Genomic DNA, 15698 nt, shown 5'->3' with positions numbered 1-15698 from the left:
CCCTGTTCACCTTTTATATTTTCACATTATTTGTAAATTTTCACGCGATTTTCTAAAGGTTGATATTCTTTTTCACCTGCAGGTACCACTGGTTTGCCAAACGGCATTTGCGCAGTAAGTTTCCAGCTTTCTGGAACTTCCCATTCTTTTCTCACTTCTTCATCAATTAATGGATTGTAATGCTGCAATGTAGCACCGAATCCTTCAATTTCTAAAGCTGTCCAAATTGCAAATTGTAACATTCCTGACGATTGCTGAGACCAAATTGGAAAATTCTCTTTATATAAGGAAAATTTTTCTTGTAGTTCTTCCACTACTTGACTATCTTCGAAGTATAAAACCGTTCCATAACCACTTTTAAATGCATTCATTTTTTCTTCAGTAGATGCAAAATTATTTTCAGGTACAATTTTTCGTAACGTCTCTTTCGTAATATCCCATAACTTATCATGTTGTTCTCCTAGTAAGACGACAACGCGGGCGCTCTGAGAGTTAAAAGCTGAAGGTGTATGTTTTACAGCATGATAAATCACTTCTTGAATTTTCTCATCAGAAACTACTTGCTCTTTACTAATCGCGTAAATAGATCTTCTGTCTTCAATTGCTGAGTAAAAATCTTTTGCCATCATAATTCCCTCCAATTTTTCATTTGAGGCTTTTTCATATGTACACATCATATTACGCCCCTTAAAACTTATCATTAATAAGTTTCTAACTTTAGAATATCAACAAACTATAATAAACTCAAATGATAACACTCATATTTTTACCTTTTCACTTCCTAACGCTAAAAATAAAAAGGCAATTTGTTGTTACTAATAATAAGTAACAACAAATTGCCTTTCTTAAATGAAGATTCAACCCAATATTTTACTTAATTAACTAAACCAAATGCATAAGTCATTAGCTTATTCGTCTCTGTAAAACGCTTCGTTTTACCTTTCGTTCCCATAACAACTGTAATAATACGGGTATCACCTTTTTTTGCTGTACCTGTGAAACAATACCCCGCGCTATCTGTAAATCCTGTTTTTAATCCGTCTATTCCTTCTATATATAAAGCTTTATTATTTTTGTTTAACATATCATTTGTACTTATAACATTAATATTGTTAAATGCTAACTGACTTTGACGCAAGTGTGTCACTTCTAATATTTCTGGATAATCTTTTATAAGATTATAAGCCAATTTTGCTACATCAGCAGCTGTCATCTTCGTCTCACTTCCATCAGGTTCTTGTAGTCCTGATGCATTTGCGAATTTAGCATACTCCGACATTTTTAACTGCTTTGCTTTTTCATTCATAAGCTGAACGAAATCTTTCTCTGTTTTTGCCATATGTTCTGCTAAAGCCACAGCCGAATTATTTGCCGATTCAATCATTAACGCATGGTACAAATCTTTAACAGTTAATGTGTCATTAACTTGGGCCGGGATTCTCGCACCCTCTGTTTGTGCCGCTTTCGCACTCATTTTCACCGGATCTTCCCAGCGAACTTTTCCATTGTGTACATTTTCTAATAGAAGATAGGCTGTCATCATCTTAGACATACTTGCTGGTGCAAAAGCTTCATTCTCATTATGTTGATAAATAACATCTCCATTACTCGCATCAATAATCATAGCTGCTTTTGCATCAATTTCCGGTGGTATGTACTTTGGTGGAACTACTTTTTCAGCTAATCCTGTTTTAGGTAGTTCTGCCACCTGTAAAGGTTGTCCCTCTATTTTTGTTGCACCCTTTTGAGTTCCTTGGAATAAGAACCAACATATCCCTAAAATAATGACTACTAGGATTGTCAGCCTTCCCCATTTTAACCGCTTCATTTCAAAACTCCTTTAGCAAACCTTTTATACACTCACGTTTAACCATAACAATAATTACTTTATACCGTCAAGGTAAAAAGCATATTTATTCATATAATACAGTTATGTTACACTGGAAATACCGAAATATAAGAATATTAAATGATTAATCATCGTAAAGTAACTATATAATAGAAAGGATTCTTACAATGCTACTTCCAAAAACCTTACAATACGGGGACACAATCGGCATTTATTCACCCTCTTCACCAGCAACCTATACTTCTCCAAAAAGATTTGAACGAGCGAAATCTTACTTACAACAGAAAGGATTTCACATATTAGAAGGTTCACTAACAGGTCGATATGATTATTATCGTTCTGGCAGTATACAAGAGCGCGCTGAGGAACTGAATGCTTTAATAAGAAATCCTAATATAGCTTGTATTATGTCAACAATTGGCGGTATGAATTCTAATTCCTTATTGCCCTATATCGATTATGATGCTTTTCAAAATAACCCTAAAATAATAATTGGCTATTCAGATGCAACAGCTTTACTACTAGGAATTTATGCAAAAACAGGAATTCCTACATTTTACGGTCCTGCACTCATTCCCTCTTTTGGAGAATTTGAGCCTTTTGTAGATGATACATACAACTATTTTGCAGAAACATTACTACATGATCAAGCACTTCCTTACAACATAAAACCGCCTTTATTTTGGTCAGATGAATTTATTAATTGGGAAGAGAAGACGAAAGAAAAAGAACGCAGACCCAACAATTGGATTTCTGTAACAAATGGACAAGCTACTGGACGTATTATTGGTGGGAACTTAAATACAATAGAAGGAATTTTCGGTAGCCCTTATATGCCAAGCATTCAAGAAGGCGATATTTTATTTATTGAAGATAGCTCAAAAAATGCAGCTACTATTGAAAGAAGCTTTTCATTACTTAAAATTAACGGTGTATTTGATAAAGTTTCAGGTATAATTCTTGGAAAACATGAGCAATTTGATGATTGTGGTACAAATCGCAAACCTTACGAAATATTATTAGAAGTACTGCAAAATCAAAGAATTCCTTTACTTGCTGACTTTGATTGTTGTCATACTCATCCAATGATTACTTTGCCTATAGGTGTTCAAATGAACATGGATGTAACTAATAAAACAATACATATTTTAGAAAAATGGAAGATATAAAGGACGCCTATATTATAAGAAGAAAATAGTATAAACGTTTCCATTAAGAAACAAAAAAAGGCTCCGTTCATCACGGAGCCTTTTTTATTATTGTCCTAAATTTTGAACCTTGTCTTTCAATTCACGAACTTGATCTACTGTCTGCATAAGCTCAGAGTTTTTAAACTCTTCTACATTCACTTTTCCTTCTTCTATCTTCGTCATAGCCGTATCAATTAATGTATTTAACTTTTCGTTATATCCGACGATTTGCTGATGAAGATCCTTTGCTACATCAGGCGGCGTTAATTCATTGAATGCGGGTATATCTTGTTTAATTTCACTAAGCTTCGTTTCTAACTCTTTTCGAGCTTCGCTATCATTAACGGCTTTTTCAGCTAATGCTGGCGCATCATTTGCAAATGCACTTATTCCATTTACATAGTCTGTCGCTTGTTGAGCATAATCTATGGAGTTCTTTCCTTGCTCTACTAGTGAACATCCCATTAAACCAATTGAAACTATACATACTAATAAAATTGATTTGATTTTCATTTTAGACTCCCTTCGCCTTATACTTGTCTGTAATCTTCTTTATCATAACTTCTAGCTAAATCACCTACAACCTTTTTCAAATAGCTATTTAACTTCTCACATGCCCTATTATTGTTACAACATCTATTTCTATATGTACGCTAATAATATCTTCAATTATATCCATATATCCTTGTCCTATAGCTGCCCCATATTGTAATGTAAGCCCCTTCTTTTCGTAAACTGACTTTGGCACTGAAAGAATAAATCTTCTCAAGTTTCTTTCATCAGCTGGTTCCATAATTAAAACAATCCCATCCTCATCAAACATACGCTCTCGCCCTCCAACTTTACATTCACTATGCCTCAGTATTGCCTTGGTCAGCAAAATTTAAAACATAATAAGTTAAGATACACCCTGCTCTTTCATATAAATAAAAAACATTAATTCTTTTCTGTTAAGAATTAATGTTTTTAAAAAAATCAATTTCTAACTCTAGTATATTTTTTTGTCGAGATTTTACTTTTCTTGCGGGAATTCCAGCATAAGTATACCAATCATCTAAACTTTTTTTTACCATACTCATCGCGCCGACTGCCGCGCCTTCGCCAACAGTTACATTTGGGAAAACAATAGAATTAGCACCAATAATCGTATGTTTTTTTAAAATAACTTTTCCTGTTTTCACATTCCTATATTGATTCGGGACAGTTGGCCCCATTAATGCATTCCCACTAAAATCATCCAGTACTGCATATACGATTGTTTTAGCTGAGATGTTTGCAAAGTCATGCATTTCAATCCCAACCTCTCCTCCATATAACGCTACATAAGCTGATATATGCGAATAACTTCCAATTGTGATTTTGCCACTTAAAATACAAAAATCGTCAATTCTTACATTATTACCAACTGATATAGTGCCCGGATTATATATACTCGCTTTTTTACTGATCAATACATTTTTCCCAACAGATAAAAATCCAATTTTCTTTAGTTCTTCTTGACTATAAAAACTATTCATCTGCCGATACCACCTTCTCCCCTAAACAGATTACAATTTGTTCTACTATTTCTTTCGTCATTCCCTCCCATAAGGGTAAACTTACTATTCTTTTAGCTATTTTATTTGTTTTTATTAAATCTGTAGACTTATAGTTTCTAAAAAAAACTTGTTGGTGGCATGATGGTGAAAAGTATAATCTAGCTTCTATTTTCTGTTTTTTTAGTTCTTCTATTACTTGTATGTTACAAACTTCTTCTGGACAAAGAATTGGCATAAATTGTTGAATAACCGCTTCTGTCTTTTGGACTTGCCATCCTTTTTTCATTAATCCATTACTTTGTAACAATTGTTTATACCATTCAGAAATACGGGTGCGTTCTTGTAATTTTTGATCCCATTTTTTCATAGTCGCAATCCCAATAGCTGCTGCATATTCAGACATTTTACAATTAAACCCCATCATCGTACATTCACGATTTTTATCAAATCCGAAATTCCCCATTCTTTTAATACGTTGTATATCTTCTTCCTTTTTACTATATATGAGCCCTCCTTCACCAATTCCGAACGGCTTTGTTGCATGAAAGCTATATACGATCATACCACTAAAATCCTGACCGTAATGCATACTTCCATTCATTAATCCGAATCCCGGTGCCGCATCTACAACAACCGGAACACCCCTCTTCTCTAATTCTTCATATTCTTCTAAATTCATCCATGATCCAAACGTTGCGTACGGGACAACAATCGCAACCTCTTCTTTTAATTCTTCAATCTTATCCAAAAGTACTGTTTTATCCATATACCAATCATCTATTGAAATATCAATAAAATAAGGTTCCAATCCACACCAAATAGCTGCAAATGGAGTCGCAGGGAATGTAAAACTAGGCATGAGGGCATACTTTCCTTTTTTTCTTTTCTTAAGTTGAATGGCCGCCATTAACCCTAACGTTGCGTTTGCTACTGTTGTAACAGCTCCACTGTTCTGAAAAAAATCCGACATAATCGTTTCCTCAAAACGTTGATTTATAGGTCCATAATTCGTATATATATGAGATGTATCAATTTCCTTCAATTCTTCCAAATACTCAATTACAGGTACAGTTGAAGCACGTAAAAAAGGAATATTCTCCATATCTATCTATTCCTTCCTATCATTTTCGGACAATATAGAGCATATCTGTTTCGGATAATCCAAATTTCCTAGCACTTTTCATTCCTTGTCTTTCAGCTATGTTATATAATTCCACCTTAAATCCTGCATTCATTAATCGTTGAATGAATCCCGATTGATTATATATTCTCACATGATCCTCTTGACCAAAAGCTAATTTCCTCAATTGTGGTGTTACAATTAATTCATTCTCTATAATAGAATCTACATTCATTACGATTGGTACTTGAATAATTCCCCATCCATTTGGCTTTAAAACTCTATATAACTCTCGCATTGCTTTATCATCATCAAGAACGTGTTCTAATACATGGCTACATAAAATTACATCAAAAATATTACTATCATATGTAATGCTTGTAACATCAATTTCCTTCATTAATGGGTCCTTTGGTTCTAAATCCCCACATACATAAGTAATATTTCTATACTCGTTAAACCAATCTCTTACCTTTGCTTCAGGTGCAATATGAAGCATTGTATATTTTTTACTTAACAAGTCCGTTTCCGCTTCAATGTACGCACGATACAACCTTTCACGATCCATTGAACTACAAACTGGACATATCCCTGTATCTTTATTCCACATTTCAAATTTATATTTCGGAAAATCGTAATGTGCTGGCCAAGGTGAAAATTTTTCAAATTGTTGATTGCAATATTGACAATAACAAGATTCTTTTTCAAACATATGAGCAATTAGCTTGTTTAACCCTTTTTTTATCTTTTCATTATAAATTTGATCTAATTCACCATTTCTTACTGCATCCTTAACTATAAATCCCGCATTTTCTAAGCAATAAGATAAGCTCTCTTTATAATCTCTTTCAGAACTTAAAAATCCACTATTATACGCATCTATAATTAATTCAATCCATTCTTCAATTGTCATTAAAATAAAATGCATTTGTTTTTGATTTTGTCCACTATGTTGTCTAAAATAACTAAGAGGTTCTTGTATATAAACTACTTTTCCTTTCCTCATCATATCTAGCCAAGTTGCAATGTCATTAATAGCAGAATAAGCCTTTCCTTTAAAATATCCAAACTTCCCTTCAAACAAATCTCGATTAAATAGAACAGTTGTCGGCTCACCAACTATATTTTTTAAATTTTTTAATATGTAATTCCCTAATTCTTTCCCTTCAAAAAGTGTAGTTTCTTTCGCAATTTTCATATTCAATGTTGAAGGTGGTAATATCTCTCCATTCTCATCAATTAGTTCACGATATGACGTCACAAATGAAATATTTTCTAACGTCAAAAAGTATTTCATCATTCTCTCGATCTTTTCATGATGAAATAAATCATCATCTAATAAAAAGTTTATATAGTCCCCGTTCGCAAGTTCTATACACTTATTAAAGTTTTCAGCAACTAACGGTGTTTCATTTTTAACATATGTAATACACTCATATTCACGTAAATACGGTTGAATCATAGCATTGACTTCATTATTTGTACTGTCATCAGAAATAACAATTTCAATATTTTCATATGTTTGATTTAGAGCGCTATTGAGTGCCAATTCCAAGTAATAAGGTCTATTGTACGCAGGAATAAGTATGCTTACTTTCGGTAAAGGAGAATTATTATTTATATGTTGTTTTTTCTTTTCTATGTTTATTTTCTTTTCTTTAATTTTTTGATAATAGTCTAATGTATATAATATCGATGATGGAACTATCCTTCTTGCGTAATCTAGAAAATTAGTTATCGCTTTGTCTAACTCTTTTTCGTTGGATAAGAAACCATATTTTTCTCCTGCTAGAATACTATGTGAAAAATCTTCTAATCCATCCATCATTTTATTAGATTCATTTAACTGTTGATCTTGATGTAATCGAAAGTAACTAAGTGTCTCTGCTATATATACTGCTTTTCCTTTACTTAATAAAGATAACCATGAAGCTATATCTACGTTACATAGATACCTCCTCTTATCAAAAATTCCATACGGTTCTTGTAAATCATTTTTACGAAATAATACTGTTGTCGGTTCTCCAATATAATTTTTTTGATCGACAATTACCCTATTCCCTAATTCTGTTCCCTCTATAATCTTATCCTCTTCAAATAAACGAACAGTTGAATAAATATGACGTAGTTCTTCTCCTTTATCATCAATTACTTGACGATGAGATGTTACAAGCTTAATTTCATAATCTAGATCATTGAAAAAATACTTCATCATTCTTTCAATTTTATTTACATGAAATAAATCATCATCCATTAAAAAATTTATATACTCACCGTTCGCTTCATGAAATAACATTAGAGCATTTTCAAACTGTCCGAGAGTTGACCTGTTTTTTATATAAATAATATTTGAATGATTACATAAGTATTTTTGTATCACCTTTTCTGTTTCGTCATTCGTGCTATCATCTCCAACTATAATTTCTATATTAGGGTACGTTTGTTCTAATACACTACATAATGCCTCTTCAAAGTAGTGAGGACGATTATATGTAGGAATTAAAACACTTACCAATGGAAGTTGATCTACCACCACTTCAGTTCTTTCCATTCGAGTTCTCATTTACTCTCTCACCTCTTCGCATATTATTTATATACGCGACACAAAAATCACATTACTTTAACTGTATGGAGCCTATATACTTTTATGCAAACATGAAACAAAATATCATACCTTTCGTTCCTAAATAAACATATTTAATAACGCAGACATTTTATTAGCACCTTTTTTATTCATATGATCGCTATCATAAAAATCATCATCGCAAAATAATGGTGAATCAAATAGGTCAATAATCCGAAAAGAATAGTGAGTTTGAAAATCATTTATAACTTTATAAAAACCTTCTTTTAATTTCTTACTACTACAATTGAAATAATGTGAAGTAACAGGGAATACAACAATTAGTGGTTTTATATCATGTTTTAACAGTAGTTCTAAATATTTTTTGAAAATCGTTTTATATTCAACTAAAGTATGAGGATATGATAATTTAGCATGCGACGCTGCTCTTATTTTTCCGTGTTCTTCAAAAGGAATGTGAAGAGGCGTGGTATTCCATTCAGCATTTATCCAGGGCAATATCAATGATTCATCTTTTAGTTCGTCTAATAAAATATATTCAAAATGCAAATTAAAAAGAGAAAAAAGTGGTTTCGGGGTATCTAGATGTGAGAATCCATCAATGGGTAGAGGAGTATGAACTACAGTATGATGACCGTCTTGAAACAATGGATAATATACTTTGTGAATTCTATATGCTTCAGACGATAACGACATGTCAAAGTAAAAAGAGAAATAGGCTATTCCTATCAAACAATATTGAAATGAATGATCGTTTGATAGCAGTTGTGACGCTATTAAATAATCATAGTATAGATCTTGCGATGGAAGTGTTAATTTAATTGATTTTTTTGAGAGGAGCTCCGTACTTATGCCACAATGCGGATAAGACAAACCGGTAGCAAACAATTCATACGTCGGATCACTCTTTGCTTTTTTCATAGAAATGTATAAAGACATAAGATCTGGATTTATTTGATAGATAGAAATTAATTTATGTTTCCATTCATACATGTATTTTGTTAAATTTATAATTTTTGTACTTTGCACGCCCCTATTTATCAATTCATTTGCAAGTTTTTCTGCGTCCATTCTCCAAATGATTATATATTGAAAAGCGTTTTCTACACGAACAATATCTGAAACGTTTACAACATGAACTATTGTTTTACATTTATTTTTGTCTAATGCATTTCGAATCCTATCCACTGATAATTCATCACTTAAAACAATAATTTTATACTGCTCATTCATGTACATCCCCTCCATTATATGTATAATATGAAGTTCACTTTTCATTCGTAACGATCATATATATATTTAATTCAATACAAAATATAATATAATGTTTGTTTCAAAACAAAAAAATAGCTGCACCATTAGGCGTAGCTATTTTACAAGTATTATTTATTCAAACTATATTCCTTTATCTAACTCATAAAGCTTTCGATACTTCTCATTTTCTTTCAGAAGTTGTTCATGACTCCCTTGCATCACAATTTGACCACGATCAAGGAATATAACTTCATCTACATGTTCAATTCCTACAAGGTGGTGCGTAATCCAAATTACTGTCTTTTCTTCCGTTGCAGAAAACATTGTTTCTATTAAAGACAACTCTGTCTTTGGATCTAAGCCAATTGTAGGTTCATCCAGTACAATGATTGGTGCTTCTTGCATGAGCGTTCTAGCAAAAGCAACCCGTTGTCTTTCCCCCCCAGAAAACCTTTTTCCCATTTCATGCATTTTTGTTTGCAATCCGTCCGGAAGAGAAACTATATGCGAAGCTAATTGTGCTTTCTCTAAAGCTGTCCATATCTCTTCATCCGTAGCCTCTGGTTTACCGATTCGTACATTATTTCCAATTGTCGTATCGAATAAATGCGGCTTTTGATTCAATACAGAAATATATTTTGATAAAAGATTCGTATGAGCATGTTCACTATTTAATAAAACTTCACCATGTAACGGACTTAGCGCACCTGTTAACAATTTTAACAAAGTAGATTTCCCTGTTCCGCTTCTTCCTAAAATGGCGATTTTCTTTCCTGCCTTTATTTGTAGTGATACTTCTTTCAATACGAATTCATTACTATCTGGGTAACTATACGATACATTATTTAATTCAATGTCTATATGTTTTGATGCAGCATAATCTTTATCTCCATGTAATTCCTTTTCATCATGTAAAACATCATTACCTTCTATTTGATTTAGACGATGAGCAGATTCTATATATGATGGAATACGATCGATAGCATCTGAAAGAGGAATAAGCGCGTTTGTGACAGATAACGTCATTAATACGAAAGCCGCAATAACGGTAGGTGCAATTTGTTCACTTGCAGCTTCATTTCCAGTCCATATGATCATTGAAATAACTACAATCCCCACTACTAATTGAATGATACTGTCCCGAATATGATTCCAGCGTTTCATTCTTTTTTCTGTTTGTAACAACTGCGCATTTTGTTCTACATATTTATCAATGAATTCATCTTTTCTACCACTTGCTTGCCAATCAGATAATCCAAAAACAGCGTCTGTTAGTTGTTGATACAAACGGTTTCTTCCTTGCTTTAAAGTAACATGATGTCGCTTCATTAAAAGTAATGATACAACTGGAAGAAGAAAGACGATAATCGCTAACATACAGCCTGCAATAAGTGCAAATACTACGTCAAATGCACCGATAACAAGTACGAATATGCTATATACAACTAATGCTAATATGCTAGGAAATATTGTACGTAAATATAGGTTTTGCAAATGCTCTATATCTTCGGATAACACCCCTAACATATCGCCCGTTTGAAAGCGTGAACGGAAAAATAACGCCTGCGGTTCTACTATTCTATATAGTTTCGTTCTCATTTTTTCTAATATGCGTAATACGACATCGTGTCCAACTAAACGCTCTAAATAATGAAATACCGCTTGCCCTATACTAAACGCACGTGTTGCAACGATAGGAACATATACAGCCATTACATTTTCTGGTCGAAGAGCAGATTTAGAGATTAAATAACCTGAAATAAAAAGTAACATCGCACCTGAACTAACTCCAAGAAGACCAAGGAAAATAGTTACAGTCATTCTACCTTTATTTTGCTGTATATAAGGTTTAATCCAGTTACTCATCTCTATCCCCTCTCTTTCCTATGAAAATGTAATGCCTCATTCTTTAAAAGCTCTTCATACGTTCCACTTTCTATCATTTTCCCTTTATTTAAAATAAGAATATGATCCATCTGTTTCATCCAGTGAAGACGATGCGTTGCAAGAAATACTAACTTACCTTCAAACAGACGTAACATCGCTTGTTTTATTTCAAATTCAGTTTCAATATCAAGATGTGCCGTAGGTTCGTCTAATAAAATAATTGGTTTTTTACTTAAAAGTGCACGCGCCATAGCAACACGTTGCTCTTGCCCACCACTAAGCATACGTCCACCTTCTCCAATTTTTTCGTACATCCCGTTCGGAAGCGATGTAACGAGCGAACGTAGACCAACTTCATTAATAACTCTTTCCACTTCTTCATCCGTTGTATTTGTTTCGTAAAAACAAATGTTATCTTTTAATGAAAGCGGGAAAATATAAGGTTGCTGCGGAATATAAGCAATATTCTTTTGCCAATCTTCTCGAGTTGCCCCGTCAATTTCCACACCATTTACGATCATCTTTCCAGCTGAAGGAGTTAAAAATCCTGCTAATACGTCGATTAACGTTGATTTCCCTGCCCCACTTTCACCAATTACACCTATAGCGCCAGTGCCTTTCCAAGTAAAATCAATTCCCTCTAATATAGCTTTTTCAGATTCATCACTCTTTACTTTTACATCTTGTAATTTCAAGTTACTAGTTGAATTCCATGTTAAGTCTACATTAGATTCTTTCTTTCCTATTTCTTTTTGTTGCTGTAAAATCTCTTCTATTTGCTCCATTGCCAGTTGTCCATCTAACGTAGCATGATAATTTGCTCCAACTTGTTTAATTGGCAGAAAATATTCCGGAGCTAAAATTAAAATTGTAAGGGCTGGCAGTAGTACAATTGTCCCATCTATTAAGCGTATCCCTAATCCGACTGCCACAAATGCGATTGATAAACTCGTAAAGAAATCTAATGCAAAAGAAGAAAGAAAAGCAACTCGCAAAGTACGCATCGTTGCTTTTCTATATCTTTTACTTACTTTTTCAATCTTTCCTTCATGCTGTTTACTTTTCCCTAAATACTTTAATGTTTCTAACCCTTTTAACGTATCTACAAAATGATTAGAAAGTACACGATATGTCTCATACTGACTATCCGCCATTTTCTGCGCTGCTAATCCGAGTAGAATCATAAATATAATTACGATAGGAATCGTTACAACTAAAATGATTCCAGACTCAATATCTAGCGTAAAAACATATAGTACAATTAGTCCCGGTACGATACTACTTCTAATCATTTTAGGAATTGTTAATTCGATATATGTTTTAAATTTCTCAATACCTTCTATCGATAAGGTAACCAGATGACCCGTTCCAACAGTTTGAACATACCGTGGACCTAATGTGAAATACGCCTCTATTAATTGTTTTCTCAGTAGCGATCCTGTTTTTTCAGCGAAACGTTCTACTAATATTTGCGATACTCGAACTAGCATGTGACGTACTGCAAACGCGATTCCAAAATAAACCGTTTCATTTAACACAGATTGCACTGTTTCTCCTTGAAATAAAAACGTAATAGCCCTCGCTAAAAACACTGTTTGTGCAATAATACTAAAAGCTTCTAAAATGCTAATGATTGTTAACACTACATATAAAACTCGGCTACCAGGATACGACGGAAGTCCTCTTTTTCTTTTCATTAGTACTCCAAATCTTTATCTGACTTAACAGGTTGTCTAAACACATAGAAACTCCATATTTGACTTCCCAAAACAAATGGCAATATAGCAATTGAAAAATACGTCATCAGTTTTAGTGCATAATCTCCCGATGCTGCATTATAAATTGTTAAATCGTATATTGACCCTAACGAGCTAATTAAGACACGTGGGAACATGCCGGCAAACACACTCGCACTTAGTAAAACGATTGTTAAACTCGTCATAACGAAAGCCCAACCATCTCTTCTTCTTTTATTTAATAATGTTGACGCACATAATGCTACAAAAGCTCCGATCGGAACCATAATCCACTCTGTACCATGACCAGTGAATATATCTGTTTTCCATAACCCTACACCGGCAAAAATTAGAAGTGCTATAATTGCAAGCGGCGCAATTTTCAACGCGGCAATACGTGCACGTTCTCTTAACTTACCAGTTGTACGTATAGTAAGGAATTGCAATCCGTGAACAATACATAGCAGAAGGAACATAACTCCTCCAAGTAATGCAAATGGATGTAGTAATTGTAAGAATCCACCTACAGCATTTTTCGTCTTATCAATTGGAATACCTACCATAAAATTAGCAATGGCAACTCCCCAAAGGATAGGCGGTAGTAAACTTCCTAAAAACATACCCCAATCCCAAAAACCTTTCCATTTATGATTATCTATTTTCGCACGGAATTTAAAGGAAACACCTCTAATAATTAAAGCGAGAAGCATAAATACAAATGGAATGTAAAACCCGCTAAATAAAGTTGCATACCAGTGCGGGAATGCTGCGAACATAGCTCCACCTGCACAAACAAGCCATACTTCATTCGCGTGCCAAAATGGACCGATTGTATTTAAGTAAATTCTTTTCTCTAAATCGTTTTCCCCTAAAAACCTTGAAACTATACCTACACCGAAATCGAAACCTTCAAGTACAAAGAAGCCTACGAATAAAACTGCAATAATGATAAACCACAACTCATTAAGAGATAACATACTCATCCTCCTTATCAAATGGATCATGGCTTTGAGAATCCTGTTTCGCTTTCTTATTCTCATGTCCTTTAATAGTACGAACGAATAAGTAAATAGTAATTCCACCTATAATTAAATATAGTGATGTGAACGAAACTAAAGAGAATAATACTTCTCCGAACGTAACATTTGGAGATACAGCATCTTCCGTTTTCATAACACCGAAAACTACCCAAGGCTGACGTCCCATTTCAGTCATAATCCATCCTACTGTATTACCAATAAACGGTAGTGCAATTGCATACACCATTAATTTTAAATACCAAGTTTTTTCAGCTAATCGATCTTTTCTTGATAAGAACCATCCGTACGCTCCTAGAAGAAGCATAAATGTTCCACTCATTACCATCGCTCTAAAACTCCAGAACATAGTGTGTACTGGTGGAATATAGTCTCCAGGCCCATATTTTTCTTCATATTGCTTTTGAATTTGATTCATCCCTTCTACTTGACCGCTAAATTTATCAAATGATAATAGACTTAGCATATAAGGGATTTGAATTTCAAACGAGTTTTCTTGCTTCTCTGCATCAATTTTCGCAAATACTGTAAATGGCGCTGGATCTTCACTCGTATTCCATAACGCTTCAGCTGCTGCCATTTTCATTGGATGTGTCTTAATTAATTGTTGTGCTTGCGCATGACCGAAGAATAATACTAGCGCAGTTGTAAGTGTTCCAACAATGATAGAAATGCGGAACGATTTTTTAAACACTTCAGTTTCTTGAGCTTTCGTTATTTTCCATGCACTCACACCTGCAATAAAGAATGCACCAGTTGCAATTGCCGCTGTAATTGTATGCGGGAATTGTACCCATAATTGTGGGTTTTGAATGATCGCTAAGAAATCATTCATTTGTGCACGTCCATCTGCTGCCATTTCATATCCTACTGGCGATTGCATAAATGCACTTGCAGTTAAAATCCAAAACGCTGATAACATTGTTCCAATTGAAAGGAGCCAAATACATAAAAGGTGAATGCGCTTCGGTAATTTATCCTCACCGAATACCCATAAGCCTAAAAATGTAGACTCAATGAAAAATGCTAATAAACCTTCAATCGCAAGTGATGGACCAAACACATCACCTACGAAGCGTGAATAGGTTGACCAGTTCATACCAAACTGGAATTCTTGTAAAATACCAGTTACTACACCTACCGCAAAGTTAACAAGGAATATTTGTGTCCAAAACTTCGTCATCTTCTTATAAATTTCTTGTCCCTTTACCACATATAACGTTTGCATTAACGCAATGATAAAAGCTAAACCAATAGACAGCGGAACAAAAAAGTAATGGAAAATCGTTGTTGATGCGAATTGTATTCGTGCCAATTCGAGCGTTTCCATACTACAATCACTTCCTTCATAATTTTTTATATCGAAATTTCAATTGAGTTGTATGAATAAAACAACTCAAATCTTAGAAATATAGAAAGATAAATTTGTTTATGTACTTTTAGAAAATATAAATTTTCAGTTTTCAAGATAATTACAAAAGAACTTTCTCATAAAATTTACCT

At 33.6% G+C, this 15698-nt stretch carries 13 protein-coding genes; 1 reads left to right on the top strand and 12 read right to left on the bottom strand.

The window, feature by feature from the left end; translation table 11 throughout:
- Positions 1-26: 26 nt before the first annotated feature.
- Both AC3WTI_RS00760 and AC3WTI_RS00755 read right to left on the bottom strand, forming a co-directional pair.
- Positions 27-629 carry a nitroreductase family protein gene (locus AC3WTI_RS00760; protein ID WP_179861188.1) on the bottom strand — a complete coding sequence of 201 codons (603 nt, stop codon included), beginning with the start codon at positions 627-629 and terminating at the stop codon, positions 27-29.
- A 245-nt stretch (positions 630-874) separates the two neighbouring features.
- On the bottom strand, positions 875-1828 hold the full coding sequence (locus AC3WTI_RS00755; protein ID WP_097841849.1) for a D-alanyl-D-alanine carboxypeptidase family protein: 954 nt from the start codon (positions 1826-1828) through the stop codon (positions 875-877).
- A 188-nt stretch (positions 1829-2016) separates the two neighbouring features.
- On the opposite strand from AC3WTI_RS00755, the gene AC3WTI_RS00750 reads away from it, so the two are divergent.
- Positions 2017-3018, top strand: a complete 1002-nt coding sequence (locus AC3WTI_RS00750; RefSeq protein WP_097841848.1) for a S66 family peptidase — start codon at positions 2017-2019, stop codon at positions 3016-3018.
- An 87-nt stretch (positions 3019-3105) separates the two neighbouring features.
- Here AC3WTI_RS00750 and AC3WTI_RS00745 read toward each other — a convergent pair whose 3' ends face one another.
- The 10 genes from AC3WTI_RS00745 to cydA form a co-directional block, all read right to left on the bottom strand.
- Entirely contained in the window at positions 3106-3552 is a 447-nt protein-coding gene (locus AC3WTI_RS00745; RefSeq protein WP_097841847.1) for a DUF6376 family protein, read from the bottom strand.
- A gap of 88 nt (positions 3553-3640) precedes the next feature.
- Positions 3641-3862 (bottom strand): hypothetical protein, encoded by a 222-nt coding sequence (locus tag AC3WTI_RS00740; RefSeq protein WP_142286534.1) that lies wholly within the window; start codon positions 3860-3862, stop codon positions 3641-3643.
- A gap of 127 nt (positions 3863-3989) precedes the next feature.
- Entirely contained in the window at positions 3990-4556 is a 567-nt protein-coding gene (locus AC3WTI_RS00735) for an acyltransferase (RefSeq protein WP_087959522.1), read from the bottom strand.
- Positions 4549-5679, bottom strand: coding sequence for a DegT/DnrJ/EryC1/StrS aminotransferase family protein (locus AC3WTI_RS00730; RefSeq protein WP_087959521.1), 1131 nt, complete (start codon positions 5677-5679; stop codon positions 4549-4551). Before AC3WTI_RS00730 ends, AC3WTI_RS00735 begins: the two co-directional genes overlap by 8 nt.
- A 19-nt stretch (positions 5680-5698) precedes the next feature.
- Positions 5699-8260, bottom strand: a complete 2562-nt coding sequence (locus tag AC3WTI_RS00725; RefSeq protein WP_097841846.1) for a glycosyltransferase — start codon at positions 8258-8260, stop codon at positions 5699-5701.
- A 120-nt stretch (positions 8261-8380) separates the two neighbouring features.
- A complete protein-coding gene (locus AC3WTI_RS00720) occupies positions 8381-9514 on the bottom strand; it encodes a hypothetical protein (RefSeq protein WP_098903463.1) in 1134 nt (377 codons plus the stop codon).
- A gap of 162 nt (positions 9515-9676) precedes the next feature.
- Entirely contained in the window at positions 9677-11401 is a 1725-nt protein-coding gene (cydC, locus tag AC3WTI_RS00715; protein WP_087959518.1) for a thiol reductant ABC exporter subunit CydC, read from the bottom strand.
- Positions 11402-11403: 2 nt separating this feature from the next.
- Positions 11404-13119 carry a thiol reductant ABC exporter subunit CydD gene (gene cydD / locus AC3WTI_RS00710; RefSeq protein ID WP_087959517.1) on the bottom strand — a complete coding sequence of 572 codons (1716 nt, stop codon included), beginning with the start codon at positions 13117-13119 and terminating at the stop codon, positions 11404-11406.
- Positions 13119-14135 (bottom strand): cytochrome d ubiquinol oxidase subunit II, encoded by a 1017-nt coding sequence (gene cydB, locus AC3WTI_RS00705; protein ID WP_492304293.1) that lies wholly within the window; start codon positions 14133-14135, stop codon positions 13119-13121. The genes cydD and cydB overlap by 1 nt, the downstream gene beginning before the upstream one ends.
- Positions 14122-15525, bottom strand: coding sequence for a cytochrome ubiquinol oxidase subunit I (gene cydA / locus AC3WTI_RS00700; protein ID WP_071757893.1), 1404 nt, complete (start codon positions 15523-15525; stop codon positions 14122-14124). Before cydA ends, cydB begins: the two co-directional genes overlap by 14 nt.
- Positions 15526-15698: the final 173 nt, after the last annotated feature.

It is taken from the genome of Bacillus sp. EB106-02-03-XG38 (assembly GCF_058792175.1).
This window is presented reverse-complemented; position numbering and strand designations above follow the sequence as displayed.